This is a genomic window from Caballeronia sp. M1242 (assembly GCF_017220215.1).
Taxonomy (GTDB): domain Bacteria; phylum Pseudomonadota; class Gammaproteobacteria; order Burkholderiales; family Burkholderiaceae; genus Caballeronia.
Window position 1 is genome coordinate 474,499 of the sequence record NZ_CP071132.1, and the last position, 25,418, is coordinate 499,916.

A 25,418-nucleotide genomic window follows, 5' to 3' on the forward strand; every position below is an offset into this window, starting at 1 on the left:
GGCGCTCGGTTACCGCTCGATCGTCGACATGTCGATCACGAAGCGGTACTTCACGTCGCTCTTCAACATGCGCTCGTAGGCGGTGTTGATCTCGTCCATGCGGATCATCTCGATATCGGACGTGATGCCGTGCTTGCCGCAGAAATCGAGCATTTCCTGCGTCTCCGCGATGCCGCCGATGAGCGAGCCCGCCAGCGACCGGCGCTTGAAGATCATGTTGATGACCGACGGCGACGGATGCGGATGCTCCGGCACGCCCACGAGCGTCATGGTGCCGTCACGCTTGAGCAGCGTGATGAACTGGTCGAGATCGTGCGAAGCGGCCACCGTGTTCAGGATGAAGTCGAAGCTGTTGGCGTGCTTGGCCATCTGGTCCGGGTCCTTCGACACGACGACGTCATGCGCGCCCAGACGCTTCGCATCCTCGATCTTGCTCGGCGACGTTGTGAAGAGCACGACATGCGCGCCCATCGCGGCAGCCAGCTTCACGCCCATGTGGCCGAGGCCGCCCAGACCGACGATGCCGACCTTATCGCCTTGCTTCACGCCCCAGTGACGCAGCGGCGAGTACGTGGTGATGCCCGCGCACAGAAGCGGCGCGACCGCGGCCAGTTCGAGATTCTCGGGAACGCGCAGCGTGAAGGCTTCATCGACGACGATGGACGTCGAATAGCCGCCGTACGTCACGCCGCCCGACTTCTTGTCCGGCGAGTTGTAGGTTTGCACGAAGCTCTCCGGGCTTTCGCAATACTGCTCCAGACCTTCCTTGCACGCCTCGCAGACGCGACACGAGTCCACCATGCAGCCGACGCCCGCGAGATCGCCCGCCTTGAACTTCGTCACGTCCGAGCCGACTTCCGTCACGCGCCCGACGATCTCGTGCCCCGGCACGACCGGATAGTTGGTGCCGCCCCATTCGTTGCGCGCCATGTGCAGATCGGAATGGCAGACGCCGCAGAAGAGGATGTCGATACGCACGTCGTTCGGGCCGACATCGCGGCGTTGAATCTCGAGCGGGCCGAGCGGCTTGTCGGCTGCGGACGCTGCATAGGAATAGGCTTTGAACATGGTCGCTTCCTCTTGATCTTGATGCGTGGACAGGGTGCCGGCGCCTTCACGCGGTGGGAAGGCGCGGCTGAAAAGACGTGTGCGCACGGGTCGCGCGGGCTTTTTATGTGTGGCAGCGAACGCTCGCCGCCGTGCTGCCGAGCCGCTGCTCCGTTCTTGCCGATCCCGCCGATACTTCGGCGGCGGCGCGCAGCCTCGTTACTGTATGCCTATCGGAATATTTTTGCTGAGACGGTGGAGTCCGCGGTAGTCAGGGCGATTTCGCGGCGCTGGCGCGTCGGATTTCGCCGTTGCGTGGGAGCCAATACGGCGCCTTGCGAGCGGCGCAAGACAGTGGCGCTCGTCATGTGCGTCCTACGATCGAGAGAGAGAGCCGGACGCCATGCACGCGGCCGGCCTAACACACGCGACACACGCGACACGAGGAGGACCACGATGAAAGCGAATGCCATGACGGTGAGCATCAATTTGCCGACCGGCGCAGTCAGCGCCGAGTTCCACCCGGACACGGGACGGCTGCGGATTCTGGAGCGCGACGTGCTGCGCGTCGAACTGTTTCCGCCGCATTCGTGGTTCACGGTTGCGTCGGTCGCCGGCAATAGCCGATGGGGCACGCGGCCGCGCGAGTCGGACCTCTACCTGGTGCTGCAAAGCTTCATCATGCAGCGGTTCGGCATCGCGGCGTTGGAAAAGGCCATGGCGGTGGCGCATTGAAGCGGCCCGCATGCGCCGAAGCCGCGCCGCCTTGCTTGTAACTCGTTGAAGCGCGCGTCACGGAAAGGCAAACGTGATCCGTGGCGCCGCCGTGCCCCATCTCAATTTAGGAGCCGTCTCATTCATTCTGAAGTTCTCTCTCACTAATCTGTGTGTCCGTCGAAGCTGTTCGGAATCGCGAAGACCGGACAGCACAGTTTTCCATCGTCTTCCACTAGAGAGAGTCAGCATGAAAAGCGTGTTCAAGAAAGCCGCAGTCGTTGCATTGATCGCCAGCACAGCGTTTGGCGTGTCGCCCAGTCTCTTTGCAGCCAGCAAGACGGCGACCTTCCAGGTGACGCTGACCATCCAGGACGACTGCTCCATCGCCGCCAATCCGCTTAACTTCGGGTCCACGGGCGTCATTGCGAGCAACATCGATCAGTCGACGAACCTCGCCGTGACCTGCACGGTCGGCACGCCGTACAACGTCGCGCTCGACGCCGGCAGCCCGGCCGGATCGACTATCCCCGCCCGCACGCTCAAGAACGCGGCGAACACGGGCACCGTGCAATACAACCTCTTCCGCGACTCGGCGCACACGCAGATCTGGGGCCAAACGGTCGGCAGCGACACCGTTTCGGGCGTCGGCAATGGCAGCGCGCAGACAATCTCCGTCTTCGGCCGCGTCCCGGCACAAGCGACGCCCGCCGCGGACACGTACACGTCCACCGTCACGGCCACGGTCGTGTTCTGATCGACACCCGTTGTAGATGTTTCAGGCGCCTCGCTCATGCGAGGCGCTTGCGCTTGTGCAGCGCGCGTTATATCAGATGAGGCGAGACCGGACGCCCAAAAAGGAGGCGACTCATGCGTCGACTGCTTGCTCTCGCCTTGCTCGTCTTTCCAATGTTTCAGGTCACGTCGGCGCAGGCGGCATCGTTACAGATTTCGCCGGTTTCAATTGCACTGGACGCTACGGAAGCCGGTAAGGTGCTCAATCTGCGCAACGACAGCGACGTCGCCATTCACGCTCAAGTGCGCGCATTCGATTGGGACCAGGCCGACGAAGAGGACCGCCTCAGTCCAACGCGCGACCTGCTCGCCAGTCCTCCCATCGCCGAAATCCCTGCGGGCGGCCAGCAAGTCATCCGCGTGATTCGCGCCGACCGCGCCGCTCCGGAACGCGAGCGCTCATACAGGCTGTTGATCGACGAACTGCCGCCGGAAGGCAGCAGCGGACGCAACGGCGTGCAGTTTCGTTTCCGATATTCGGTGCCGCTCTTCGTTGCGCCAGCGGGCGAGGCTACGCCGCCCGACTTGCATTGGTCGATTGTCGAGAAGAGCGGGCAGCCCTTTCTTCGCGTATCCAACACCGGACAGACGCACGCGCGCTTGAGCGCGGTCTCGCTCACGGTCTCCGGGGCCAGCGTGCCTGTCGCGGCCGGATTGCTAGGCTACGTGCTGCCCGGCCGTACGCGCTCATGGCCGCTGACAAGCGTCGCTGGGCAATTGCACGGACGAAGCGGCGACGTGACCGCCACGGTAAACGGCAACGGCGTGAAGGCGCCGCTCGTCGGCAGCGGTTCGCGCTGACTCGCCGCTTCGGGCCGCGCCGTGAGCGCCGCGCGCGACAAACGTCGAACACGACTGAGCCGGCGATGCCGCCGCATCCGGGTCGTGTTCGCACTGTCGGTCATCGGGCAATCGGCCGTCGCGCAGGTCGATATAACAGGCGGCAGTCCGGCCGCGTTACCGAGTCTCACCGGCAGCAGGCCTTCGCGAGCCGCTCCTCTGGCTGCGCCGGCGACAGAATCGCTGGTGCTCGAAATCGTCGTCAATGGGACGAGCCAGGGCGAACCTTCGAGCTTCGAATTGCGCGGCGGCGAGCTCTATGCGGAACCGCAATCGCTGGTCAACGCGGGCATTCGCGTGGATGACGTCAAGCCCGGCGCGGATGGCTGGGTCGCGCTTGCGTCGATACCGGGCGTGCACGCGACCTACGTGGCACGCACTCAGCAAGCCGTGCTCGAAGTCGCCAAGGACCGGCAGATCGCTCAACAAATTGGCTACCGCTTGCCCGCCGTGCCGAAGGCGACGCCGGGCACCGGCTTCGTCCTCAATTACGATGCGACGTATCAACGCTCGTCGGGCGAAGTGCATGGCGATCAGTTCGGCGTCTGGAGCGAGCAGCGGTTGTTTTCGCCGTTCGGCGTGTTCGACAACACGGGCACGTACCTGAACGGCACCGATCTCAACCGCTATACGCGCCTCGACACGAACTGGACGTACACCGACGCCACGAAGCTCTTCTCGCTGACGGTAGGCGACGCCATCTCCGGATCGCTGGCCTGGTCGCGTTCAGTTCGCTTCGGGGGCATTCAGATTCGGCGCGACTTCGCGCTTCGTCCCGACCTCATCACGTTCCCGCTGCCGATGTTCACGGGCTCCGCCGCCGTGCCCTCAGCGGTGGATCTGTACATCAACGGGCTGCGGCAATACAGCGGCGACGTGGCGCCGGGTCCGTTTCAGATCGCGCAGGCGCCGAGCCTGACGGGCGCGGGCGTCGCGCAGGTCGTCGTCACCGACGCGCTGGGCCGGCGCGTGACCACGAGCGTGCCCCTTTATGTGGACACGCGCCTGCTCGCGAAGGGCCTCTTCGACTACTCCGTCGAGTTCGGTTTCCTTCGCAACGACTACACGCTGCGATCCTGGTCGTACGACTCGTCGCCCGTATTCAGCGGCACCTTCAACTACGGAATGAGCGACAGCCTTACGCTTCAGGCGCACGCGGAAGCGGCAAAGGATCTGCGCAACGGCGGCGGCGGCGCGGTCCTGGCTTTGGGCAACCGGGGCACATTAAGCGCCGCGGTGGCGGGCAGCAACGGGAACGGCGAGTCGGGCGCGCTCGCGAGTCTCGGCTATCAATATATCGGCCCGCGCTTCTCGGTGAACGTTCAAGGCACGCGCGCGACGAGCGGCTATCGCGACATCGCGTCGCTCGGCGGCGCATCGACCTTCGAACACCTCTATCAGGCGACCGCGTCCGTGGCGCTCTTTCGCACGCAGTCGGCGAGCGTCAGCTATATCGACTCGAAGGATACGTTCTCGGGCCATGCGCGCGTTGTCACGCTCGCCTATAACGCGCAGCTCGGCGCGCGCTGGTCGCTTTTCGCGAGCGTCTTTCGCGACTTCCTGCAGACCAACGTCTATGGCGGATCGATCGGTCTGACGCTGAGTCTGGGCGGCAATGCGTCCGCGAGCGCGACCGTTTCGCAATCCGGCGGCCATACGACAGCCGATGTCAGCGCGTCGCGCCCGGCCGACTTCACGGGCGGATGGGGCTGGGCGGTGCAGGGCGGCGCGGGCGCGGATTACCGGCATGCCTTTGCCGGCGCGAATTACCGCGCGAGCTTCGGCGACTTCCAGGCGACGGCGCAGCGTTTCAATGGCACCACGACGAGCACGTTGCAAGCAGCGGGCGCGATCGTGGCAATGGACGGCACCGTTCTGGCCTCGCGCTCGCTTGGCGACGGCTTCGCGCTCGTCTCGACGGACGGCGTCGCCCGTGTGCCCGTGCTGCAGGAGAACCGCGTCGTCGGCGTGACCAACCGCGACGGCTACCTGCTCGTGCCGGACCTGTTGTCATATCAGCGCAATCAGCTCGCCATCGACCCGCTTGCTTTACCGGCCGACACGATGATCGACAAGACACAAATGGATGTCGCGCCCGAGCGGCGTGCCGGCGTGCTGGCGCGCTTCGGCTTGAGCCGTTATCGAGGCGCGTCGGTGAGTTTCGTCGATGCCGATGGCAATGCAATCCCGCCCGGCAGCATCGCGACGGTGACGGACACGGGCGCGTCGGCAGTCGTCGGTTATGACGGTGTCGCCTTCTTCGAACAGTTGTCCGCGATGAACGCGGTTACCATCCACGGCAAGAGCATCGACTGCGCGGCCGACGTGGCCTTCGATCCATCGACGGCACGGACGATGCCGCAGCTCGGTCCGATCGCGTGCCGCGCGACGAGAAAACCGTGACGCGCCGTGGCCTATGCCGAATCTCGATCCCAAGGACGCACGCTATGCATGATGCCGCGAGACGGACGCTCGACTGGAGGCGACTAGCGCTCTGCGCGTTGCTGTTGGCGGTGCTGCCGCGTATCGCGTGGTCGCAAAGCTGTACGTTCACCACGAGCAACATCAGCTTCGGCGCGGTGAGTACGATCAGCGGCGTGCCCGCCGACGCGGCCGGAACGCTCGGCGTCAGTTGCACCGGCTTTTCGACGGCGACCGTGAGGCTGTGCCTGAGCCTCGGCGCGCCTGCAGGTACCACTTTCACGCAGCGCTCTTTGAGCGGACCGTCGGGCAACAAGCTGACAGCGAACATCTATTCCGACGCGTCGCATCAAACGGCATGGGGCTCGTACTATTCGTCGGGATCGCCGCCGCTCGTCCAGCTGGATTTGCCCGTGACTGCGGGAAGCGCATCCACCAATGTGACGATGTATGGCCGCGTCGACGCGAATCAGCTTTCGGCCACCGTCGGCAGCTATACGCTGACATTCACGACCAACGACACGCTCTTCGCCTACTCGGGCTACACGGGCACGCCGCCGAGTTGCACCAGCTTCATCAGTCCTAGCGGGAGAACGAGCTTCACGCTTTCCGCGAACCTCGTCGCGGACTGCAACATCGTCGCGGCGCCGCTCGCCTTTCCCGCGGCGAGTCTGCTGAACCAGCCGCTTCTGGCGACGAGCACCGTGCAAGTGACGTGCGTCTCCGGCGCCCCGTACACCGTTGCACTGGACGGCGGCACGACAGCCGGCGGCACCGTCGCGATGCGCAAGCTAGGGCTTCAATCGGGCGCCGCGACGGTCGACTACCAGCTATACACCGACGCGGCCCGCACTCAGCCGTGGGGCGATGGCACGAACGGCACGACGACGAACACGGGGACGGGCGTCGGCTCGTCGCAATCGTTTGTTGTCTACGGTCAGGTGCCGGCTCAACCATCGAAGCCGCCCGGCACCTACTCAGACACCATCACAGCGACAGTCAGCTTTTGAGCGCGAAGAGCAGCGCCTGTTGCGGCCGCCACCGCATTTTCTCGCGACGTGGCATCATGAAGACGCTGTCCGCCATCCACGCAACCGCTCGCCGGAGACGCCATGGAAGTGACCATCAGCGAATTGACAGGGCTGCTCGAGGAATTGGAACGCGAAGATCCCGTCGATTACGGCGACCTGCCGTTCGGCGAGCCGGAACTGCGCGGTCTTGTCTTGACATCGCTTCTGGAAAGGCATCGCAGCCTGCAGGCGAGCGGGCTCAATCCCGGCGATGTGAACGTCACTTACATGCTCACCACGGCGCTGCTTGTCATCGAGAATCTTGTCTTGCACGCGCGGCTGCTGTTGCTGCAAGGGCAGCGCATCGATGTGAGCGCGCTGTTGCGCAGATATTCGGGCGGGTAAATTAGCGCGCGGCGTGGCGTCGCCGATTAGTCGCGCAGGCGGCTGGGCGGCCGGTATCCGGGAATTTGCTGCAACGCCTCGTGGCAAGCTGACGAGAGCGCGGCGAGCCGTTCGACGCTCGCGCGCAGTTGCGCATGCGTCTGCGCAATGTCCTCGCGAAGCATCTCGATCCGAGGCGTGATTCGGTCTTCGATAGCCTCGCCAATTGCGCCGCACGCGAGGAGCGCCTCGGCGTCGTGACGTGCTTCGCGAAGCTCGATCCCATGAAGCTTGTTCTGCGCGATTAACCTTGCGTGCGATTCGGCGATTGCGCCGAGCCCCATCGCCCGCATGCGCTCGATGAATTGACGCATCGAACGCAACGTGGCGTCGCCGGCATCGTAGGCCATGAATTGAACATCATCGATGGACAGCGACAGACGGCCTTCCGGGGTGTCGAATTCGAGCTTCGTGGGCATGACGGTGGCAACGCGTGGTGTGAGTTGCCCAAATTCTAGGCACGCCGTAACGGTCGGCGTTTAGGAGAAGGCCGAATTCGACGTGAGGCTCGAGGATCACTGCGTTTCGCGTTCCCGGGATGATTCAGGCGTTAGCGCGTCTTCGTCGCGGCCGACGTGGTGGACGTCGACTCGTCCACTACGTCAAGCCCCCAGTCGCCGAACGTGTACCAGTCTTCGCCCAGCAACTCCGCCGGATGCTGCGTGCGGCTCCATCCATTTCCGCAAAGCAGGGCATTCGCTCCGCAGTAATGGTCGCGGCCCCAGCAATTGCGTTCCGGGTGCTTCGGATGAAGGGGAAATCGCTTTGCCATGTCTTCTTGATCCTCGGTCCGATGCGGCTGGCACCTTCAAAGAGGCTACGACGCGCCCGACTGCCGGCCAACAGAACGAGTTCGAACGTTCGCGAATGGCGGCTTCGTTATGTTTCTCACGAACGCCGCGCGTTGCATAGTCAACAAGCCGCGACCGCCGCCTGCGTGCTGCCGGTGAGCAATAGTTCGATGAGATCCCGCACACTGCGGATCGCCGCGCCGAACGGCAACTTCTCGCGCCCCCGGAAGAACAAGCCGTTGCCCACATCGCCGCGCAGCGCCGCCGCGAGCCTCGTGTCGATGCAGAAGTGCCCGAACTTCTCGATGCCGTCGCGCAATCCGCATGCGCTCAGGCATTCGAGCGCCGTCGGGCACGTCTGCTTGCGTGCGCCGATCTTCGTGCGAATGCGCTCTTCGTTGCGCAAGTAGCGCATGAGCCACGGCGTCTTCACGGCTCTCGCAGGCAGGCCGGTCACGCTGACGAACTCGACGATATCGTCCGGCGTCGCCTGCGTGAGCACGCGCTTGAATTCGGGATGCGCGTCGCCCTCCTCTGTCACCGCGAACGGCGTGCCGACCTGGACGCCGTTCGCGCCGGCCGCGAGCCATGTGCGCACGGCTTCGTGGCTGTTGATGCCGCCCGCCACGATCACCGGCACGTCCGCACGCGCCAGTCCAAGCGACGCGAATACGGTCTCCAGGTCCGCGAGCACGCGCGCGAACCCGAAACGCTCGTTGTCCATGTCGGAGACGTCGTTCACGCCGAGGTGTCCGCCGGCATGCGCCGGATGTTCGATCACGATGGCATCCGGCAAGCGTCCCTTCTTCATCCACTTCTTCAGCACGAGCGCGACGCCGCGGCTGTCGGACAGAATCGGGATCAGCGCGATATCGCAGCCTTGCGTGAGATCGGGCAAATCGAGCGGCAAGCCCGCGCCCATCACGATCGCATCGGCGCGCGCTTCGCACGCTACGCGCACGTAGTCGGCGTGGGCGCTGACCGCTTTCATCACGTTCACGGCGATCATGCCGCGACCTTCCGACAGTTCACGCGCGCTGCGAATCTCGCGCTCGAGCGCGGTCAGATTCGCCCGCTCCAGCGTTTCGCGCGACGGATCGGCGCGGCACATGTCGAGCAGATCGGCGTGATGGTGACGCAGATCGATGCTCGCGATGGTGCCGACCGCGCCTTCTCGCGCCACGCTGCCCGCGAGCCGGTGCGCCGAAATGCCGACGCCCATGCCGCCCTGCACGATCGGCAGCACGCTGCGCCCGCGAATGACGAGCGGCGCGAACGCGCTCTTTCCCGCGCTCGGAGAAGTTTGGATTCCAGCTTGATTTCGATTCATGATCTGACTGCCTGATAGGTTGGCAAGAGCCGTCGATGCGCCGCTAAGTTTTCGCGGTCGCTGCGTCCGATCGGTCGGCGTCGTGTCCCGCGGCATAGAGCGCGACCCGGACGCGACTCGTGCAGTTGAGCTTGCGCAAGATCTTTCGCACGTGGATCTTCACGGCGCTCTTAGCCAGCGAGGACGTCAGTGGCTCGTGCCCGGCTTCCGCTAGCGTCGCCGGGCCGCCGCGTGCTTGCGACGAGCTTTCGCGGTGATGTCATCGGCGATAACCGGTTCGCCCGCCGCCTTTCGAAGGGCCACGCAAAGCGCCTCCGCTTCGATGTTCTTCGGCAAATAGCCGCATGCGCCTTCGCGCAGTGCGACGGTCAACTCGTCGACGTCCTTCGACGCCGTCGGCATGACGACAGCGGCACGCCACGAATCTGCCCATGTCATCAAGATCGTAGCCCTGACCATTGGCGTCGACAAGCAGCCTGCATTTGCTTTCATTGACGATCTTCACATCAATTCGCGGTCCTCGTCCGCGATCGCCGATTCCAGAACGTAGACGTAATTCGAACACGAACGTCAATCAGGGCATGAGCCTTGAAATGTCAGGACGGGAAATCAGCAAGGTATTGGCGCAATGCGTCGCTCGTAGCGAACTGCCCTTACCACAGACCGCATAGAAAGCGACGAGGCACTACACTTTGCATCAGCCCTTACTTTGCGATTCCTTCGGCACAGCGTAGCGCCCGTCGCGATAGGCGAGCGTAAAGTTCTTTCGCTTCGGCGCGCCGTTTTTATTGACGCACACGCCTTTGGCGATGCGCGACACGCTATGCACCGTCATCTCGGCGATCTTCAGCGAAGCATAGCCCTCGGCGCCGGGCGCGCCCGTCGAAAGCGTACGCGTGGTGGAGTCGTACCAGCCGTCGCAATGCGTGTCCCATTCGCCGCTCGCCTGCGAGATCGTCAGTCGGTCGAGCACGGGGCGCAGCGTCTGGCCGTCGAATGCGTAGAGACTCAGCGATGTCTCGCCATGTGGCTTGGGCCCAGACGATCCGTCGGAACTCATGCGCACGCCGAACGCGCGCTGCGTCGGCGCGACTTGATAAGGCGCGGTGTCGAGCGCGATATCGGCCGACGCGCCTGCGCGCTGCCTGATCGCACTTGGCTCATATACATGCGCGACGATCGCGCCGGTCGCGGTATCGGCGACCAGCACCTCGAGGTCGTTGGCGTCCTCCTTCGACTGTGTGCCGTCGCCGGAGAACGCAAGCGCCGCGAGCGTCAACGCGGGACTCGCGGGCCACGCCTCGCAAACGCTGAGCGCGCTATCGAGCGTCTTTTCGGGATGCAGCGTGTTCGCCCACGTCTGCATTATGTCCTCGCAACCGGCGTGCGCGAGCATCGGCGCGAAGAGACTGGCGGCAAGGAGAATGAGTTTCTTGTTCATGTTGTGGTATCGGCTCATGGGCCAACGTGCGCCTGCGATTCGAGCCTCGCATTTTGACGGCTTACGTTGCCGCCGATGCCACGCGTTACACCATTTGACAAGAAATATCATTCGACATGCCAAATTTTGATGCATTCGTTATGGCGCGCGCATAACGCTCGCCAGCGTCGGGCAGTATCGGCAAAATGGCGGGTTCCGCTCTCGCGCGGCCACGCTTCGAAGCATGGCAAGAGCGCGCTCATTCGAAAGGCATAGCCCGCGCGACACAGCGTCGCAACGCCGCGTTTTACGACCAAATTCCATAGATTCGCAACATCGCGATAAATCTCGCGTGGCATGATCGCGTCGCGGCGCAACGCCGTGAAACGGCGTCTTCCCAAGGACGCTTCGATCCAAAAAACCAGCGAATGCAATGAATGAAAATACTCACCGTTTAGCAGCGCCATTGTTATCGGGTTTGTTGGCCAGTGTCTGTTTATCGGGATGCAATCTCGAGGTGCTCGATTCGAAAGGCGTGATCGGCGCGGCGGAAAGCTCGCTCATCGCCACCGCGACTTTCGCGATGCTTCTCGTCGTCGTTCCGGTGATTCTGCTCACCCTGATCTTCGCCTGGCGCTATCGCGCATCTAACCAGAACGCCACGTACGCGCCGAAATGGACGCACTCCACGGCCATCGAGGTCGTCGTCTGGGCGATTCCGGCAGCCATCATTCTGTTTCTCGGCACGCTGACGTGGAAGAGCACTCACGAACTCGACCCGTACAAGCCGATACAGTCGAACGTGAAGCCGATCAACGTCGAAGTGGTCGCGCTCGACTGGAAGTGGCTCTTCGTCTATCCGGATCTCGGCATTGCGTCCGTCAATCAGGTCGCGTTCCCCGTCGGCACGCCGGTCAACTTCCGCATTACGTCGGACTCCGTGATGAACTCGTTTTTCATCCCGCAGCTCGGCAGTCAGATCTACGCGATGGCGGGCATGCAGACGCGTCTGAACCTGCAAGCCGACCACGCCGGCGACTACGCGGGCATCTCGGCGAACTACAGCGGCGCGGGCTTTTCCGACATGAAATTCCGCGCGCTCGCCCTGTCGCAAGCTGACTTCGATTCGTGGGTCAAGAAGGTCAAGACCGCGCCCGAAGCACTCGACATGAACGTCTACGCGGGCGTCGCGCGTCCGAGCGAAAAGGTCGCGGTCCGCTATTTCTCGACCGTCGATCCGAAGCTCTTCAACAACATCGTCGGCAAGTACAACAACGGGAATGTCACCGTTGGCACGAATTGCGTAACCAAGGGGTAAGCCATGTTCGGCAAATTAACGCTTGAGGCGATCCCGTACCACGAGCCGATCATCATGGGGGCGACCGTCCTCATGGCGGTCATGGCGCTCGGTGCGGCCGCCCTTCTCACCAAGTTCGGAAAATGGGGCTGGCTCTGGCGCGAGTACCTGACTTCGACTGACCACAAGCGCATCGGCATCATGTATCTGGTCGTCGCCGGCCTGATGCTCGTGCGCGGCTTCGTCGACGCCGTCATGATGCGCGCGCAGCAGGCTGTCGCGCTCGACTCGCCGGGCTTCCTGCCGCCGCATCACTACGACCAGATCTTCTCGGCGCACGGCACCATCATGATCTTCTTCATGGCGATGGCCCTGCTCGTGGCGTTCTTCAATCTCGTGGTGCCGCTGCAGATCGGCGCGCGCGACGTCGCGTTCCCGTTCATCAACTCGCTGTCGTTCTGGATGACGGCGATGGCCGCGGTGCTGATCAACTTGTCGCTCTTCATCGGCGAGTTCTCGGCGACCGGCTGGCTCGCGTATCCGCCGCTGTCGGAAACGCAGTTTAGCCCGGGCGTCGGCGTCGACTACTACATCTGGGCGCTGCAGTTGTCCGGTGTCGGCACGCTGCTCACCGGCGTGAACTTCTTCGTGACCATCGTGAAGATGCGCGCGCCCGGCATGACGTGGATGAAGCTGCCCGTGTTCACGTGGACAGCCTTCTGCTCGAACGTGCTCATCATGGCGACGTTCCCGATTCTGACCGTCGCGCTCGCGCTGCTCGGCCTCGACCGCTATCTCGGCATGCACTTCTTCACGAACGATGCCGGCGGCAACCCGATGGTGTATCTGAACCTGATCTGGGCCTGGGGCCACCCCGAGGTCTACATTCTGGTTCTGCCGGCGTTCGGCATCTACTCGGAAGTCGTTTCCACGTTCTCGAAGAAGCCGCTTTTCGGCTACAAGACGATGGTCTGGGCGACGTGCTGCATCATGGTGCTGTCGTTCCTCGTGTGGCTGCACCACTTCTTCACCATGGGCTCGGGCGCGAACGTCAATGCCTTCTTCGGCATTATGACGATGATCATCTCGATCCCGACCGGCGTGAAGATCTTCAACTGGCTCTTCACGATGTATCGCGGCCGCGTCCAGTTGACGACGCCGGTTCTGTGGACCATCGGCTTCATCATCACGTTCACGCTCGGCGGCATGACGGGCGTGATGCTGGCGATCCCGGGCGCGGACTTCGTTTTGCATAACAGCCTGTTCCTGATCGCTCACTTCCACAACGCGATTATCGGCGGCGTGGTGTTCGGCTATTTCGCGGGCGTGCAGTTCTGGTGGCCGAAGGTGTTCGGCTTCAAGCTCGATGAAAAGCTCGGCCGCAACGCGTTCGTCTGCTGGTTCGTCGGCTTCTTCGTCGCGTTCGTGCCGATCTACATTCTCGGCTTCATGGGCATGACGCGCCGCCTGAACCACTACGACAACCCCGCATGGCAGCCGTATCTCGTGGTCGCGGCGTGCGGCGTCGGCATCATCGCGCTGGGCGTGGCGTTCCAGGTCGCGCAGATCGTCGTGAGCGTGATTCGCCGCAATCAGCCGGCTTATCGCGATGTCACGGGCGACCCGTGGGGCGGCCGCACGCTCGAATGGTCGATCAGCTCGCCGCCGCCGGTCTACAACTTCGCGCATGTGCCGGCTGTCCGTGAACTCGATGACTTCGCCCACGCAAAGGAAACGAACCGCGTCGAAACGCGTCCGTTCCGCGACATCCATATGCCGTCGAACACCAGCGCCGGTTTCTTCGTTGGCGTGTTCGCACTGGCATTCGGCTTCGCGGCGATCTGGCATATCTGGTGGCTGGCTATCGTCGGCCTGATCGGCGTCGCTGCGGTCGTGATCGGCTACAGCTTTGCCGAGAACGCCGGCTACATCATCCCCGCCGCCACGGTGAAGGCGACTGAAGAGCGGAACCGTCCGCCGAAGTCGCCCGCCAAGACCAGCGCGGGGCGCGAATTGGAACTGGAGGTGCTGTAAATGTCGCAATCGACGCTTTCCGCGCATGACGCGCACGAGCACGAACACCAGCCGTCTCACTCGGTGTTCGGCTTCTGGTCCTACCTCATGACCGACTGCGTGCTGTTCGCATCCCTCTTCGCGACCTTCGCGATGATGGCGAACCAGTTCGCGGGCGGCCCCACGGCCAAGGATCTCTTCAACCTGCGCGATGTCGCGATCGAAACCGGCCTGCTGCTTACGAGCAGCCTGACGTTCGGCTTCGCGATGATCTCGGCGCATCGCAAGCAGACGGGCGGCGTGCTCGCCTGGCTCTTCGTCACGTTCGTGCTGGGCGCGGGCTTTCTGTGGCTCGAACTGCACGAGTTCGCCCATCTGATCGCTGAAGGCGCGGGCCCGCAGCGCAGCGCGTTCTGGTCGTCGTTCTTCACGCTCGTCGGCACGCACGGTCTGCACGTCACGCTCGGCCTCGTGTGGCTCGTCGTGCTGGCGCTGCAAATCATGCAGAAGCCGGAGCTGAACGAACGCCAGATCCGCCGGCTCGCCTGCCTCAGCCTTTTCTGGCACTTCCTCGACATCGTCTGGATTTGCGTGTTCTCCTTCGTCTACCTTGCGAGCGTCGTCTAATGGCTCATACGCATATAACGCATAGCGATATTCCGCACGTCACCGTGGGCGGATATCTCGTCGGCTTCGTGCTGGCCGTCGTTCTCACGGTGGTTTCGTTCTGGCTCGTCACGGCGGGCAAAGTGTCGGGCGAACAAGGCATCGTGTGGCTGGCGGTGCTGGCCGCCGTTCAGATGGTGGTCCATGTGGTGTTCTTCCTGCACGTGAACACGTCGAAGGGACAACGCTGGCACGCCCTGTCGTTTGCCTACACGATCCTGATGTCGCTTGTGATCGTCGTCGGTACGGTATGGGTCATGCATAACGTCCACATGCTGATGATGGCGCGCTAACGCCGCAGGCATCGGTGAAAGAGGCGGGTCCGGTTTCCGGGCCCGCTTTTTTTTCGTCCGTCGATTTCTGCGGTCGCTGACAAATCTTGACAATTCCTGCAAGCGGCGCGACCATCTGTCCATAATTTGATTTCACGATCCACATTATGGACACAGGAGACGCGATGCCCGCGCCAAAACCGTCGGCGGACGCAATGACGCCGTACCAATTCCCCAATCCCAAGGAAGCGCAGAAAGAAATCGTGATCGGTCATGCGATACCGACCGACGAGCGCGAATGGGTTCCGCAAGCCGAGAACGTCTGGTTTCGCCCGCTCTGTCTCAACGTGTCCACCGGCTATTGGATGAACCTGCTGCGCGTGCGCAAGTCCGGCGTGCTCTCGCGGCATCGTCATCCGCAGGCTGTTCACGGCATGGTGCTCAAAGGCCGCTGGCGGTATCTGGAGCACGACTGGATCGCGACCGAAGGCAGCTATGTCTTCGAGCCGCCCGGCGAAACGCATACGCTCTACGTGCCGGAAGACGTCGAAGAGATGATCACCTACTTTCAGGTGAACGGCGTGATGTTCTATTGCGATCCGTACGGCAACTACACCGGTTATGAGGACGTGTTCACCAAGGTCGACATGTGCCGCAAGCACTATGAAGCCGTCGGGCTGGGCGCGGATTTCGTCGATCAGTTCATTCGCTAGTTCATCCGCTAGTTCGTCCATCGATAGCCAAACCATCATAAGCAGCCGAAGCGTCAACGAAACGCATCGGGGAGACACCATGCAGAGCAAATCGCCACGCATCAAGCGCATTCAATGGATCGCGCTCACGTTCCTCACGCTCGCGGGGATCGTGAATTATCTGGACCGCAGCACGCTGTCCATCGCCAATCATTCGGTCACGCAGGAGCTGGGGCTCTCCGCATCGCAGATGGGCCTGCTGCTCTCCGCGTTCTCATTCGCGTATGCGTTCTCGCAATTGCCCATCGGCGTGATGCTCGACCGCTTCGGCGCGCGCATCATGCTCGGTCTCGGCATGTTCGTCTGGTCCGTCGCGCAGTTGTTCGGCGGCCTCGTCACCAACCTGCATCAGTTCCTCGCGGCGCGCATCGCGCTCGGCATCGGCGAGGCGCCGCAGTTTCCGGCCGGCGCGAAGGTCGTCTCCGAGTGGTTCGCGCAACACGAACGCGGCAAGCCGACCGGCATCTTCGTCACGTCCTCGACCATTGGCCCCGCGCTCGCGCCGCCGATTCTGACCGTGCTGCTGCTCAGCTTCGGCTGGCGCAACATGTTCGTCATCATGGGCGTGCTGGGCATTGCGGTGGCGATCGGCTGGTACATCGTGTATCGCAACCGGCGAGACATTGCGCTCGCGCCGCAGGAAATCGCGCACTTGACCGAAGGCGAGCCCGCGCAGCGCGCGGAACGCAGCATGAGCTTCGCGGAATGGCGCGGCCTCTTCAGCAAAGCGACCACGTGGGGCATGATTTTCGGCTTCATGGGCGTGATCTACATGGTGTGGCTGTATCTGACATGGCTGCCCGCGTATCTCGAACACGAGCGGCACCTGACCATCGCGAAGACCGGCTGGATCGTGTCGATTCCGTATCTGGCGGGCACGCTCGGCATGCTGTCGTCGGGCTTTATCGCCGATGGACTGATGGCGCGCGGCGTCGCACCGATCCGCAGCCGCAAGTGGCCGATCTGCACCGGTCTCATCGGCGCGGCGCTGTTCACGGTTCCGGCCGCGTTCACGCCGAACCTCGCGCTCGCGATCACGTATCTCTCGGCGGCGATGTTCTTCGTCAACATGGCGAGCGGCGCGGCGTGGGCACTCGTCTCGGTGGCGGCACCCCGTCACATGGTGGCGTCGCTCGGCAGCATTCAGAACTTCGGCGGCTATTTCGGCGGCTCGTTTGCGCCGTTCATCACGGGCCTCGTCGTCGACAAGACGCATTCGTTCGTCAACGCGTTCCTGATCAGCGCGGGCGTGGCGTTCGCGGCGGCGCTCGTTTATATGTTCGTCGTCCGCGTGCCGATTCAGGATTCCGAGCAGCCGGCGTCTGCCGTGCCCGCCGTTTGAGGCTGACCGATATGACCTTCCAGACTGATCTCTTCAAAGGCAAGGCCGTCGTCGTAACGGGCGGCACGCAGGGCATCGGCGCAGGCATCGCGCAGCAGTTCGCCGCGCTCGGCGCGCGCGTGATCGCGGCGGGCATAGCGCCGACGGATGCGCAGCGCGACGCGCTCGGCGGCGGCATCGAGGTCGCCGCGCTCGATGTCGCTGATGCCGCCAGCACCGCCGATCTCATGAACCGCCTCGACGCGCTCGACGTGCTGGTGAACTGCGCGGGCATGATCAAGCGCGGCGACGAGCACGACATCGAGACGTTCGAGCGCGTGATCGCCGTCAACCTGAACGGCACCATGCGCATGTGCGCCGCCGCGCGGCCGTTGCTCGCGAAAAGCGGCGGGAGCATCGTCAACACGGCGTCGATGCTCACGTTCTTCGGCGGCGGCCTCGTTCCGGCATACAGCGCGAGCAAGGGCGGCGTCGCGCAATTGACGAAGTCGCTCGCCATCGCGTACGCGGCAGACGGCATTCGCGTGAACGCGGTCGCGCCCGGCTGGATCGCCACGCCGCTCACGCAGGCGCTTCAGGACGACGGCGGCCGCTCGCAAGCCATTCTCGACCGCACGCCGATGAAACGCTGGGGCTTGCCGGAGGACGTGGCGCGCGTCGTCGCGTTTCTGGCGTCGCCGGCGGCGGCGTTCATGACCGGCGCGATCGTGCCGGTGGACGGCGGCTATCTCGTGGCGTAAGCGAGCGTCGATATAATCGCCGCGCCGCCGCTTCCCTATCCGATCATGGCCGCTGATCCCGTCTCTCTCGACGCCGCAAAGGCAACCGGCACCGCCGCGTTCTCCAAGTTCATGGCGGTGCTGCAACTGATCGCCGACGCGGCCGAGCCGCCGACCATCGCGCGTCTGACGACGCAAAGCGGCTATCCGCGCCCGACGGTGTACCGCATCGTCGGCGCGTTGATGGCCGAAGGGCTCGTCGTCGAAAGCGCGCGCGGCGGCTGTTATACGCTCGGCCCGCGCCTGATGTCGCTCGCGAGCCGAAGCTGGGAGCGGTCCGACTTGCGCATCGCCGCCGCCGACGCGTTGCAGGCGCTGCGCGATGCCACGCAGGAAACCGTGCATCTGGCGGTGAGAAGCGGCGCGGAAATGGTGTACGTCGAGAAGCTGGAAAGCCCGCACGCGGTGCGCATGGCGTCGCGCATCGGCACGCGGGTCACGTTGTATTCGAGCTCGGTCGGCAAGGCGTATCTGTCGACGCTTTCGCCCGCCGAACGCGACGCGCTCCTGCAAGGCATCCCGTTCCAGCGATTCACGCCGAACACCATCGTCGACCGAAGCGCGCTCGATGCCGAACTGGACGCATGCCACACGCGCGGCTACGCCGAAGACCGCGAGGAGAACGAAGCGCAAATCTTCTGCTACGGCAGCGCGATCGTCGGCGCGAACGGCGCCCCGCTCGGCTGCGTCAGCGTGAGCATTCCGCTCTTCCGAAAAAGCGAAACGCCGATGGAAACCTACGTCGCGCCGCTGAAAGCTGCGTGCCGCGCGATCGCCGAGCGCATGAGTCCCGCCACGCGCTAAAGCGTCAGAACGCGTTGCCTTGCGACGCGCCCGCGCGCTTGGCAATCAAAGTCGGCAGGCGCGGCAGCAATTGCGGCCAGTGCGTCGCTTCCTGCGCCAGATGCGCGAGCAGACCGTGGCAGCCGAACTGGTCCGCCGCGAGCCGCGCGATCACGCGCCGCGCGATCTTCCACACATCGACATCCGGCGCGACGGTATGCGCCATGCGCTCGATCGTCTCCATCGAACGCGACAGCAGCACCGCCCGCGACGCAATGCGCCCGTGCGCGGCGCTGAACATGTGCTCGGCGGGCGCCTTGCCGATTGCATCGAACAAATGCGAGACGTGCGCGCCCTGCCGCGCATCCGTCGACGAAAACCGCTCCGCTTCTCGGCGATACGTCGATTCGACGCGCACTTCGTGATGCGCCGCGTGTTCGTCTGGCCGCCCGTGTTCGAGATGCGTGCGCGCCGCCGCCTTGTGGTCGCCTTCGAGCAGCGAGTTCGATACCCCGACGATGAAATCGCGCTCATGCGCAGCGAAGAACGAAATGGCGTTGTCGGCTTCGAGCACGATCTTGCCGCGCGTGCCGGGATCGATGCTGACGCGCGCGCCCGCCGCGTCCAGCCCCGCGTGATACACGCCCTGCCCGAGCGCCATTTCGAAGAACGCCTCGATCAGCGTCGCGATGAGATCCGCCTGTTTGAGCCCGTGCGATGCGAGCGCGTGGCCGTCCGACAGCGGCACGGTGTCGATCGCGCGCGTCGTCAGCACAGCGTCGTTGCAAAAGTCCCAGAGCACTTCGGGCACGGCGAGCCGATCGTCGTCGCGCAGGCGGTAGCGCAGATAGCTCTGATCGGCGGCGCGCTGGCGCAGGTCGATCATCGAATGCACGCTCTCGCGCACGCGGCTCAACCACTGCACCGCCTGCAACTCGCGGGCCGTCGCCGAACGCCGCTCGGCGAAGCGCGCGGCGGCGAGCGCCAGATGGAGGTCATCGGCGAGTTCCTGGCGTGCGTCCGCGCGAAGCAGCGTGATGCGGACCGGCACGCCTTCGATGCGTGCCGCATGCGTCTGCTCCGCGATGCCCGAGCGCAGCGGCGCCGCGCTGATCTCGGTGATTTCGGCGCGCGGCGCGGCTGCGAGCGCGAGGGCGCACGCGCTGCGAAAGCTGGCGGCATCGTAGGGCGTGAACAGACCTTCCATCTCCGACAGCGCCACGCGCACCGCCGCTTCCGCGAGCGCGGGATGCCGCGTGAGCGCGTCGGACGCCAGCGAGAACACGCGCGGCAACTGGCTCAACGCCGGCACGCCGCCCGCGAGCGGCGCGGCGCGCGCGCCATGCACGGCGAAGAAGCGCGCGATGCGTTGCATCGACGCGCCGTCGCTATGTGAATGGCTTTCGCGGACGAACGCCCGGCCAAGACGCCAGAGCGTTGCGAGTCGTCGGACGGGCAAATGAAGTCCTTTTTGCTTGAGTGTGCCGTGGCATTCGGCTTGCTCGATTCGCAGCATCTTGCAGCACGATTCGAACCCGCGCGTTTCCTGCGCTCTGCCTCGAACCACCACCATGCACATGAAAACGGAAGACGCTCCGGCGCGCGGGTCCGTCGACGAACAAAGCCCGAGCGCCCTGCGCGATGCGCTGCAAAGCGAGGACAGCGCCGTGCGAAGCTTCGTCGTCGTGCGGGACGGCCGCATCGAATTCGAACATTACCGCAGCGACGCCGCGCCCGATACGCTCGAAAACGTCAATTCGGTCACGAAGAGCGTCGTGGGGCTGGCCGTGGGCATCGCGCTGTCCGAGCGGCTGCTCGCGGACCTCGACACGCCGATCAGCGAGATCATCGAGAAGGCGCGCGATCCCGCGCTGGACGAGCGCGTCCGACGCATCACGCTGCGCCATCTGCTCACGATGACTTCGGGCTTCGAGTGCGAACCAGGCGCAGTGGACAAGTGTCTGCTCGGCGCGTGCGAGCGGCTCGCCGGCGAGGACGACCGGCTGAACTTCGTGCTCTCGCGTCCGATGGCCGACGCGCCCGGCACGCGTTTTCGCTATGACTCGCATGCGGTGCAGTTGCTGTCGCTCGCCGTCGAAGCGGTGACGGGCGCGACCGTCGAAGCGTATGTGCGCGACAAGCTCTTCGCGCCGCTCGGCATTGAAACGAGCGAATGGATCGCCGATGAAGACGGCCATACGTTCGCGGGGCGCGGACTCATGCTGCGCGCGCGCGACATGACGAAGCTCGGCACGCTGATGCTGGATCGCGGCACATGGCAAGGCGCGCAACTCGTGGATGCGTCGTTCATCGACGACGCCATGTCGGTGCACAGCGAGGGCGGCCCGCCGATGCAGGACGCGCAGTACGGCTACCTGTGGTGGATCGCGCCGCGCTATGCGTTCGCGGCGGGCTTCGGCGAGCAGTTCATCTTCGTTGCGCGCGAGGCGGGAATCGTCGCAGCCGCGACATGCGACAACACCGCCGCGAACAAAAACGTCCGCGCGCTCTTCGAGCAACACGTGCTCTGCCTCGATGCGCGCTGATCCTCGCCAGCGTTGTTTCGGATTGCTCGCGGCTTCGTTTCCGAACTGAGCGCAGATCGAAGCCTCGCGCGCAGGTAATCTCGCTTTGCGTCCGTTGCCACGGCGGACATTCGAGGCAAGCGAGGTATCGCATGAAGTCCTTCGACATTTCGGTGGATGCGCAGGGGCGCGTCGTCGTTTCGCACGCCGAGCCCATCGGCGAGCATTGCAAAAGCCGCGCGCGACTGCTTGCGTCGCTGGTCGGCATGATCGCCGCGCCCGGCGCGTTCGAGCACTTCTGCGCGTGGCCCGAGCCGATGAGGCGCGACATCCTGCATCTCATGCATTCTCTCGCCGAAGAAAGCCTTCCGTTGCTCGCCGCGCTCGAACAACACACCGCGCAAGCCTTCTACGACAAGGGCGTGCACGCCGCAACCGAGCAGCGGCGCCAGGAACTCGCGGCCAACGCGCCGCCCGAGCCGATCGATTACACGCAGCGGTGATCCGTGACCAGCGGCAGCAAAAAGCGCCCGTCGTCAATGTAGATTTTTGTCGATATGCGATCCCGATTATTTTCGATACGGTATCGTAATGCGCTCACGCTATAACGTATCAATATCGCGATGCCGGAATCCGTGTCGCAACGGCTTCCGGCTGCACGTGAGGCAATCGAGAGCGCCATGAAACAACCATCAGAAAAAGGACGCGCCATGCAGCCGCCAGCCGGTGAGCGTATCGAACGAAGCATGTACATCCTCGGGCAGATCGGCGCGGTCGTGTGTCACGAACGCGGGCCGCGCCCGAACACCGTGATTCTCACGACCATGGCTTCGCATCCGGCCGAAGGTCTGTGGCTGGCCATCACGCGCATGAACGAACTCTGCCCGGCCGTGCGCGGCCCGCGCCGCACGCTGCTGCAGTGGAAGCGCAGGGAGATCGCGCGGCTCGCTCGCATGCTGCCGCATCCGCTGCCGGCGGATGCCTGCGCGCAAACGCAAGTCCCGTTCTGGGCCGGCTACTGCCAATATTGGGAAGACGTGCTAAAGCAGCATGTCGATCGTGAGATGGACACGCCCGCAGTCGCGGTCGACGAAGTTCCGGCACGGCGCGTCAACGCCTGAACCGCTGCATCCACGCGCCACGGCAGTTGCCGCCCGTGATCGACTCGGGCACACTTCGCGCGGCCGCGCGCAGCCGTTCGTCCGGATGCACAGGAATGCTTTCTCGCGAAGGAGCGGGCGCGTTGCGCCGTGTACCGAGCAACGAGGAAGAGCAGATGGACCAAGTCAAGATCACGATCAACCCTGAAGGGCATCCTGTCATCGCGCATCCGGTGGCGATCGAAAAGCGCAGCAACGATGTCGCGCGTGCGGTCGCCGCGCTGTCGGATGTGCTGGCGAGCGGGGACGGCGCGGGCATCGGTCAGCCTGTGTTGATCGATCTGCTGCGCACCCTCGCGCACGAGCAACGCGCGCTGACCGAGGCGCTGTCCGACCACACCGGCGAAGTGTCGACGGAAGAAGCGTATCGCCGAACCTACCGCCGCGCGTTCAGGAAGGGCTTCAGCGCCGGATTGCAACGCACGCTGCCCGCGCGGCCGGTCGACCGGAACGACAGCGCGTTGCTGAGCCCGCCTGCCGCGGCCGGCACCTCGCGAAGCGACGCGCTGCGCCGTCTCAAGCAAGTCTAGTCACCCGCTCCGGCCAGCTTTCAGCACTCGCGCTCGCGCCGCGGTTCGTGCGTCGAATAATAGGCGCGCATCACGTCGATCATGCGTTCCAGCGGACTCGGCTTTACGAAATAGCCGTTGAATCCGGTGCGACGCGCCCGCGCGCAATCGTCGGGGCACGTGCGGCTGGTGTGCGCGAGCAGCATCATCGACGTATCGAGCGCGCGTATCGCTTCGGCCGCTTCCCAGCCGTCGCCGAGGGGCATCATCAGATCGAGCAGCACGACGCCGGGCCGCCACTTGCGCGTAAGCGCCACGGCGTCGAGCCCCGTGTGCACCGCGCGGACGTTGAAGTCGGCGTCCTCGAACGCGAGACAGATGGCGCGCGTGGCGTCGAAATCGTCGTCGGCGATGAGCACGCGCGGTTCGTCGTGATGCGCAGCACGAACGGGAATCTGCCACACCGCTTCTTCCGGTACGCGTGCTTGTCGTTGCGTTGATTGCATTTTTTGGCCTCGGATTGACCGACTGTTTCAGCAACGCGCGTTCCGCGACGCAGCATTCAGGGTTTGCCCGAACAGTGCGGCGCGCGCGAACGTTGCACTCGGGAATACCCGGACGCCGCGCGGGCCGGACGCTTGCACCAAGAAGAACCCAGTTCACCTGCGAGCGGCACGCTCGCTCCCTACGGAGGCACACGATGTTCGTCGTCTACTGGCTCGAAGGCGAGGCGGAAGCCGAAAGCCACGCGCGTCACCGGCAGTTCGACGCCGCCGCGCTCGCCGAGGCGCTGCGCTTCGCCGAAGCATTGCGCAAGCGCCAGGCGCAAGGCGAACCGGTCGGCTTCGTCACGCTGTGCAGCGAGAATCCGCAATCGGTCGGCAAACCTGGCGTCGCCGATCCGCCCGCCGACTACGACTGGAAGAAGCGCCGCCGCTAGCCGTTGCCTGCATCGGCGCTCTTGCTCGCGCCGTCTTGCGCATCGTCCTGCCATCCGCCGCCGAGCGACTTGTACACGGCGATCAGATCCGTCGTCACGTTCACCGTCGATTGCGCGAGCTGTTCGCGCGTTTGCGCAAGCTGGCGCTCGGCATCGAGCACCGTGACGAACGCCGTCAGTCCCTTGCGATAGCTGTCCGTCGCAAGTTGCAGGCTCACGCGATTCGCCTCCACGGTACGCACCAGAGCCGCGCGCCGGTCCTGTTCCGTGCGATACGCGACGAGCGCGTTGTCCACATCCTGAAGCGCCGTGAGCACCGTCTGCCGATATTGCAGCGCCGCCTGCGCGGCTTGCGCCTTCGCCACGCGAACGTTCGAGCGCAGCGCGCCGCCTTCGAAGATCGGCAGCGAAATGCTCGGCCCGACCGACCAGAAAAGACTCGACCAGCGCGCGAGGTATTTCGCTTTGGTCGCTCGCGTGCCGACCTGGCCCGTCAGCGAGATGTCCGGATACAACTGCGCGACGGCCACGCCGACTTCGGCGGTGGCCGCATGCAATTGCGCTTCGGCGCGGCGGATGTCGGGACGGCGGCGCGCGAGCGTCGACGGCACGCCGACCGGCACCGTCGGCGGCACGGGCGGCACCGCGCGCGCATCGGACAGTTCGGCGTCCAGCGTGCCGGGCGCGCTGCCCGTCAGCACGGCGAGCCCGTTCATCGCCTGCGCGATCTGCGCCTCCAGCGACGGCACCTGCGCCTGCAACGCGCCGACTTGCGCGCTCGCGCTCTGCACGTCCTGCTGGCTCGTCAGGCCGACGCGCGCCTGCTCGCGCGTGAGGTCGAGAATCTGCTGTTCGGCGTCGATCTCGGCAAGCGTGATTTCACGGATGGACTGCGCGCCGCGCAACTGCGCGTACGTGCGCGCGACTTCGGCTTCCAGCGAGACCAGCGCGTCGTTGCGGCTTTCGATTTCCGCCTGCGTCTCTGCATTCGCCGATTCCACCGAGCGCCGCACGCGCCCGAAAAGATCGAGTTCCCACGACGCATCGAAGCCGTCCTGAAAGAGCGTGACGGGCCCTGTCGCGGAGTCGAGGCCCTGGCGGATCGGCGCGCCGTTCGCGCCCAGCGCGTCGATGCGGCTGTATAAGCCTTGCGACTGGAGCAAGCCCTTCAGCCCGAGTTGCTCGCGCATGACGCTCGCGTTCGCGCTGATCTGCGGCAAGCCTTGCGCCGCCGCCGACACGCTCTGCTCGCGGGCCTGCGCGATGCGCAGCACCGCGCTTTGCAGATCGAGATTGCCAGCCACCGCGCGGTCGATCAGCGAATCGAGCGTAGGATCGTCGAACTGCTTCCACCAGCGCGGATCGGGATCGGCGGATGTGCTCGCCACGGAAGGCGCGTCGGCGTGCGGCGCGCGCGCATCCGGCGTTGCGTTCTGCGCGCGCTGCATGTCGTTCCAGTTGCCGGGCGCATCGGCGACAGGCGGCTTGAAGTCGGGGCCGACCGTGCAGGCGCTCATCGCGAGCGCGAGCACCGGAATCGAAAGTCGAGCGGAAAGTCGCTGCGTCAT

General features: G+C 64.5%; 30 protein-coding genes. 19 read left to right on the forward strand and 11 right to left on the reverse strand.

The annotated features are described in order from the left end of the window. Positions 1–9 precede the first annotated feature (9 nt). A complete protein-coding gene (locus JYK05_RS25680) occupies positions 10–1,068 on the reverse strand; it encodes an NAD(P)-dependent alcohol dehydrogenase (protein WP_175945842.1) in 1,059 nt (352 codons plus the stop codon). A 435-nt stretch (positions 1,069–1,503) separates the two neighbouring features. On the opposite strand from JYK05_RS25680, the gene JYK05_RS25685 reads away from it, so the two are divergent. The 6 genes from JYK05_RS25685 (at position 1,504) to JYK05_RS25710 (ending at position 7,232) form a co-directional block, all read left to right on the forward strand. Further along, positions 1,504–1,782: a hypothetical protein gene (locus JYK05_RS25685; protein ID WP_175945840.1), complete on the forward strand. Its 279-nt coding sequence runs from the start codon at positions 1,504–1,506 to the stop codon at positions 1,780–1,782. Positions 1,783–2,011: 229 nt separating this feature from the next. Then, on the forward strand, positions 2,012–2,518 hold the full coding sequence (locus tag JYK05_RS25690; protein ID WP_175945838.1) for a spore coat U domain-containing protein: 507 nt from the start codon (positions 2,012–2,014) through the stop codon (positions 2,516–2,518). Between the two features lie 113 nt (positions 2,519–2,631). Next, a complete protein-coding gene (locus tag JYK05_RS25695) occupies positions 2,632–3,357 on the forward strand; it encodes a molecular chaperone (protein ID WP_175945836.1) in 726 nt (241 codons plus the stop codon). A gap of 84 nt (positions 3,358–3,441) precedes the next feature. Then, the gene (locus JYK05_RS25700; protein WP_241270107.1) at positions 3,442–5,799 is read left to right on the forward strand and encodes a fimbria/pilus outer membrane usher protein; all 2,358 of its coding nucleotides are present in this window, start codon (positions 3,442–3,444) and stop codon (positions 5,797–5,799) included. Between the two features lie 44 nt (positions 5,800–5,843). Then, entirely contained in the window at positions 5,844–6,827 is a 984-nt protein-coding gene (locus JYK05_RS25705; protein WP_206470659.1) for a spore coat protein U domain-containing protein, read from the forward strand. Between the two features lie 102 nt (positions 6,828–6,929). Continuing rightward, positions 6,930–7,232 (forward strand): hypothetical protein, encoded by a 303-nt coding sequence (locus JYK05_RS25710; RefSeq protein WP_206470660.1) that lies wholly within the window; start codon positions 6,930–6,932, stop codon positions 7,230–7,232. A 26-nt stretch (positions 7,233–7,258) separates the two neighbouring features. Here JYK05_RS25710 and JYK05_RS25715 read toward each other — a convergent pair whose 3' ends face one another. The 7 genes from JYK05_RS25715 to JYK05_RS25740 all read right to left on the reverse strand — a co-directional run bounded on the left by JYK05_RS25715 (position 7,259) and on the right by JYK05_RS25740 (position 11,279). Next, positions 7,259–7,690: a hypothetical protein gene (locus tag JYK05_RS25715; RefSeq protein WP_206470661.1), complete on the reverse strand. Its 432-nt coding sequence runs from the start codon at positions 7,688–7,690 to the stop codon at positions 7,259–7,261. A 131-nt stretch (positions 7,691–7,821) separates the two neighbouring features. Next, positions 7,822–8,043, reverse strand: coding sequence for a DUF3079 domain-containing protein (locus JYK05_RS25720; RefSeq protein WP_206470662.1), 222 nt, complete (start codon positions 8,041–8,043; stop codon positions 7,822–7,824). Between the two features lie 140 nt (positions 8,044–8,183). After that, complete coding sequence (locus JYK05_RS25725; protein ID WP_206470663.1) at positions 8,184–9,392, reverse strand: nitronate monooxygenase family protein; 1,209 nt, start codon at positions 9,390–9,392, stop codon at positions 8,184–8,186. 43 nt (positions 9,393–9,435) lie between these two features. After that, positions 9,436–9,555, reverse strand: a complete 120-nt coding sequence (locus tag JYK05_RS26780; RefSeq protein WP_371826482.1) for a hypothetical protein — start codon at positions 9,553–9,555, stop codon at positions 9,436–9,438. A 47-nt stretch (positions 9,556–9,602) separates the two neighbouring features. Further along, on the reverse strand, positions 9,603–9,830 hold the full coding sequence (locus tag JYK05_RS25730) for a hypothetical protein (protein ID WP_206470664.1): 228 nt from the start codon (positions 9,828–9,830) through the stop codon (positions 9,603–9,605). 259 nt (positions 9,831–10,089) lie between these two features. Next, entirely contained in the window at positions 10,090–10,833 is a 744-nt protein-coding gene (locus JYK05_RS25735) for a hypothetical protein (RefSeq protein WP_206470665.1), read from the reverse strand. A 107-nt stretch (positions 10,834–10,940) separates the two neighbouring features. Continuing rightward, complete coding sequence (locus JYK05_RS25740; RefSeq protein WP_206470936.1) at positions 10,941–11,279, reverse strand: hypothetical protein; 339 nt, start codon at positions 11,277–11,279, stop codon at positions 10,941–10,943. Here JYK05_RS25740 and cyoA point away from each other — a divergent pair. From cyoA to JYK05_RS25780, 8 genes are all read left to right on the forward strand, one after another. Continuing rightward, positions 11,246–12,130: a ubiquinol oxidase subunit II gene (cyoA, locus tag JYK05_RS25745; RefSeq protein ID WP_206470666.1), complete on the forward strand. Its 885-nt coding sequence runs from the start codon at positions 11,246–11,248 to the stop codon at positions 12,128–12,130. The two genes, JYK05_RS25740 and cyoA, sit on opposite strands and share 34 nt — an antisense overlap. Positions 12,131–12,133: 3 nt before the next feature. Beyond that, positions 12,134–14,143, forward strand: a complete 2,010-nt coding sequence (gene cyoB / locus JYK05_RS25750; protein ID WP_206470667.1) for a cytochrome o ubiquinol oxidase subunit I — start codon at positions 12,134–12,136, stop codon at positions 14,141–14,143. Continuing rightward, positions 14,144–14,749: a cytochrome o ubiquinol oxidase subunit III gene (cyoC, locus tag JYK05_RS25755; RefSeq protein WP_206470668.1), complete on the forward strand. Its 606-nt coding sequence runs from the start codon at positions 14,144–14,146 to the stop codon at positions 14,747–14,749. It abuts the gene before it with no gap. Continuing rightward, positions 14,749–15,081 carry a cytochrome o ubiquinol oxidase subunit IV gene (cyoD, locus tag JYK05_RS25760; RefSeq protein WP_206470669.1) on the forward strand — a complete coding sequence of 111 codons (333 nt, stop codon included), beginning with the start codon at positions 14,749–14,751 and terminating at the stop codon, positions 15,079–15,081. The genes cyoC and cyoD overlap by 1 nt, the downstream gene beginning before the upstream one ends. Before the next feature lie 164 nt (positions 15,082–15,245). Further along, positions 15,246–15,773 (forward strand): 2,4'-dihydroxyacetophenone dioxygenase family protein, encoded by a 528-nt coding sequence (locus JYK05_RS25765; RefSeq protein WP_206470670.1) that lies wholly within the window; start codon positions 15,246–15,248, stop codon positions 15,771–15,773. A gap of 79 nt (positions 15,774–15,852) precedes the next feature. Next, positions 15,853–17,154: an MFS transporter gene (locus JYK05_RS25770; RefSeq protein ID WP_206470671.1), complete on the forward strand. Its 1,302-nt coding sequence runs from the start codon at positions 15,853–15,855 to the stop codon at positions 17,152–17,154. 11 nt (positions 17,155–17,165) lie between these two features. Next, positions 17,166–17,894 (forward strand): SDR family NAD(P)-dependent oxidoreductase, encoded by a 729-nt coding sequence (locus JYK05_RS25775; protein ID WP_206470672.1) that lies wholly within the window; start codon positions 17,166–17,168, stop codon positions 17,892–17,894. Positions 17,895–17,939: 45 nt separating this feature from the next. Beyond that, positions 17,940–18,737 (forward strand): IclR family transcriptional regulator, encoded by a 798-nt coding sequence (locus JYK05_RS25780; RefSeq protein ID WP_206470673.1) that lies wholly within the window; start codon positions 17,940–17,942, stop codon positions 18,735–18,737. Positions 18,738–18,741: 4 nt separating this feature from the next. Here JYK05_RS25780 and JYK05_RS25785 read toward each other — a convergent pair whose 3' ends face one another. Then, positions 18,742–20,091 carry an AarF/UbiB family protein gene (locus JYK05_RS25785; RefSeq protein ID WP_241270108.1) on the reverse strand — a complete coding sequence of 450 codons (1,350 nt, stop codon included), beginning with the start codon at positions 20,089–20,091 and terminating at the stop codon, positions 18,742–18,744. 196 nt (positions 20,092–20,287) lie between these two features. Here JYK05_RS25785 and JYK05_RS25790 point away from each other — a divergent pair, with 196 nt between their 5' ends. The 4 genes from JYK05_RS25790 (at position 20,288) to JYK05_RS25805 (ending at position 22,931) form a co-directional block, all read left to right on the forward strand. Continuing rightward, positions 20,288–21,262 carry a serine hydrolase gene (locus tag JYK05_RS25790; protein WP_206470675.1) on the forward strand — a complete coding sequence of 325 codons (975 nt, stop codon included), beginning with the start codon at positions 20,288–20,290 and terminating at the stop codon, positions 21,260–21,262. A 131-nt stretch (positions 21,263–21,393) separates the two neighbouring features. After that, the gene (locus tag JYK05_RS25795; protein ID WP_175945803.1) at positions 21,394–21,744 is read left to right on the forward strand and encodes a hypothetical protein; all 351 of its coding nucleotides are present in this window, start codon (positions 21,394–21,396) and stop codon (positions 21,742–21,744) included. A gap of 177 nt (positions 21,745–21,921) precedes the next feature. After that, positions 21,922–22,362, forward strand: a complete 441-nt coding sequence (locus JYK05_RS25800) for a hypothetical protein (RefSeq protein WP_241270109.1) — start codon at positions 21,922–21,924, stop codon at positions 22,360–22,362. 155 nt (positions 22,363–22,517) lie between these two features. Beyond that, positions 22,518–22,931 (forward strand): hypothetical protein, encoded by a 414-nt coding sequence (locus tag JYK05_RS25805; protein ID WP_206470676.1) that lies wholly within the window; start codon positions 22,518–22,520, stop codon positions 22,929–22,931. Between the two features lie 20 nt (positions 22,932–22,951). Here the strand turns inward: JYK05_RS25805 and JYK05_RS25810 are convergent, their stop codons facing one another. After that, the gene (locus JYK05_RS25810; protein WP_206470677.1) at positions 22,952–23,416 is read right to left on the reverse strand and encodes a response regulator; all 465 of its coding nucleotides are present in this window, start codon (positions 23,414–23,416) and stop codon (positions 22,952–22,954) included. A gap of 194 nt (positions 23,417–23,610) precedes the next feature. Between JYK05_RS25810 and JYK05_RS25815 the strand changes: the two genes are divergently transcribed. Further along, complete coding sequence (locus JYK05_RS25815) at positions 23,611–23,850, forward strand: hypothetical protein (RefSeq protein WP_206470678.1); 240 nt, start codon at positions 23,611–23,613, stop codon at positions 23,848–23,850. Here JYK05_RS25815 and JYK05_RS25820 read toward each other — a convergent pair. Then, positions 23,847–25,418, reverse strand: a complete 1,572-nt coding sequence (locus tag JYK05_RS25820; RefSeq protein ID WP_206470679.1) for an efflux transporter outer membrane subunit — start codon at positions 25,416–25,418, stop codon at positions 23,847–23,849. The genes JYK05_RS25815 and JYK05_RS25820 overlap by 4 nt on opposite strands.

Coding starts and splice junctions, on each gene's coding strand:
- JYK05_RS25770 (WP_206470671.1), top strand. CDS start 15,853: ATGCAGAGCAAATCGCCACGCATCAAGCGCATTCAATGGATCGCGCTC.
- JYK05_RS25790 (WP_206470675.1), top strand. CDS start 20,288: ATGCACATGAAAACGGAAGACGCTCCGGCGCGCGGGTCCGTCGACGAA.
- JYK05_RS25680 (WP_175945842.1), bottom strand. CDS start 1,068: ATGTTCAAAGCCTATTCCTATGCAGCGTCCGCAGCCGACAAGCCGCTC.
- JYK05_RS25820 (WP_206470679.1), bottom strand. CDS start 25,418: ATGACGCAGCGACTTTCCGCTCGACTTTCGATTCCGGTGCTCGCGCTC.
- JYK05_RS25690 (WP_175945838.1), top strand. CDS start 2,012: ATGAAAAGCGTGTTCAAGAAAGCCGCAGTCGTTGCATTGATCGCCAGC.
- JYK05_RS25775 (WP_206470672.1), top strand. CDS start 17,166: ATGACCTTCCAGACTGATCTCTTCAAAGGCAAGGCCGTCGTCGTAACG.
- JYK05_RS25695 (WP_175945836.1), top strand. CDS start 2,632: ATGCGTCGACTGCTTGCTCTCGCCTTGCTCGTCTTTCCAATGTTTCAG.
- JYK05_RS25785 (WP_241270108.1), bottom strand. CDS start 20,091: ATGCAACGCATCGCGCGCTTCTTCGCCGTGCATGGCGCGCGCGCCGCG.
- JYK05_RS25725 (WP_206470663.1), bottom strand. CDS start 9,392: ATGAATCGAAATCAAGCTGGAATCCAAACTTCTCCGAGCGCGGGAAAG.
- JYK05_RS25780 (WP_206470673.1), top strand. CDS start 17,940: ATGGCCGCTGATCCCGTCTCTCTCGACGCCGCAAAGGCAACCGGCACC.
- JYK05_RS25765 (WP_206470670.1), top strand. CDS start 15,246: ATGCCCGCGCCAAAACCGTCGGCGGACGCAATGACGCCGTACCAATTC.
- JYK05_RS25710 (WP_206470660.1), top strand. CDS start 6,930: ATGGAAGTGACCATCAGCGAATTGACAGGGCTGCTCGAGGAATTGGAA.
- cyoB (WP_206470667.1), top strand. CDS start 12,134: ATGTTCGGCAAATTAACGCTTGAGGCGATCCCGTACCACGAGCCGATC.
- JYK05_RS25730 (WP_206470664.1), bottom strand. CDS start 9,830: ATGACATGGGCAGATTCGTGGCGTGCCGCTGTCGTCATGCCGACGGCG.
- JYK05_RS25715 (WP_206470661.1), bottom strand. CDS start 7,690: ATGCCCACGAAGCTCGAATTCGACACCCCGGAAGGCCGTCTGTCGCTG.
- JYK05_RS25720 (WP_206470662.1), bottom strand. CDS start 8,043: ATGGCAAAGCGATTTCCCCTTCATCCGAAGCACCCGGAACGCAATTGC.
- JYK05_RS25810 (WP_206470677.1), bottom strand. CDS start 23,416: ATGCAATCAACGCAACGACAAGCACGCGTACCGGAAGAAGCGGTGTGG.
- cyoD (WP_206470669.1), top strand. CDS start 14,749: ATGGCTCATACGCATATAACGCATAGCGATATTCCGCACGTCACCGTG.
- JYK05_RS25815 (WP_206470678.1), top strand. CDS start 23,611: ATGTTCGTCGTCTACTGGCTCGAAGGCGAGGCGGAAGCCGAAAGCCAC.
- JYK05_RS25805 (WP_206470676.1), top strand. CDS start 22,518: ATGGACCAAGTCAAGATCACGATCAACCCTGAAGGGCATCCTGTCATC.
- JYK05_RS25800 (WP_241270109.1), top strand. CDS start 21,922: ATGAAACAACCATCAGAAAAAGGACGCGCCATGCAGCCGCCAGCCGGT.
- JYK05_RS25705 (WP_206470659.1), top strand. CDS start 5,844: ATGCATGATGCCGCGAGACGGACGCTCGACTGGAGGCGACTAGCGCTC.
- JYK05_RS25795 (WP_175945803.1), top strand. CDS start 21,394: ATGAAGTCCTTCGACATTTCGGTGGATGCGCAGGGGCGCGTCGTCGTT.
- cyoC (WP_206470668.1), top strand. CDS start 14,144: ATGTCGCAATCGACGCTTTCCGCGCATGACGCGCACGAGCACGAACAC.
- JYK05_RS25740 (WP_206470936.1), bottom strand. CDS start 11,279: ATGGCGCTGCTAAACGGTGAGTATTTTCATTCATTGCATTCGCTGGTT.
- cyoA (WP_206470666.1), top strand. CDS start 11,246: ATGAATGAAAATACTCACCGTTTAGCAGCGCCATTGTTATCGGGTTTG.
- JYK05_RS25735 (WP_206470665.1), bottom strand. CDS start 10,833: ATGAACAAGAAACTCATTCTCCTTGCCGCCAGTCTCTTCGCGCCGATG.
- JYK05_RS25685 (WP_175945840.1), top strand. CDS start 1,504: ATGAAAGCGAATGCCATGACGGTGAGCATCAATTTGCCGACCGGCGCA.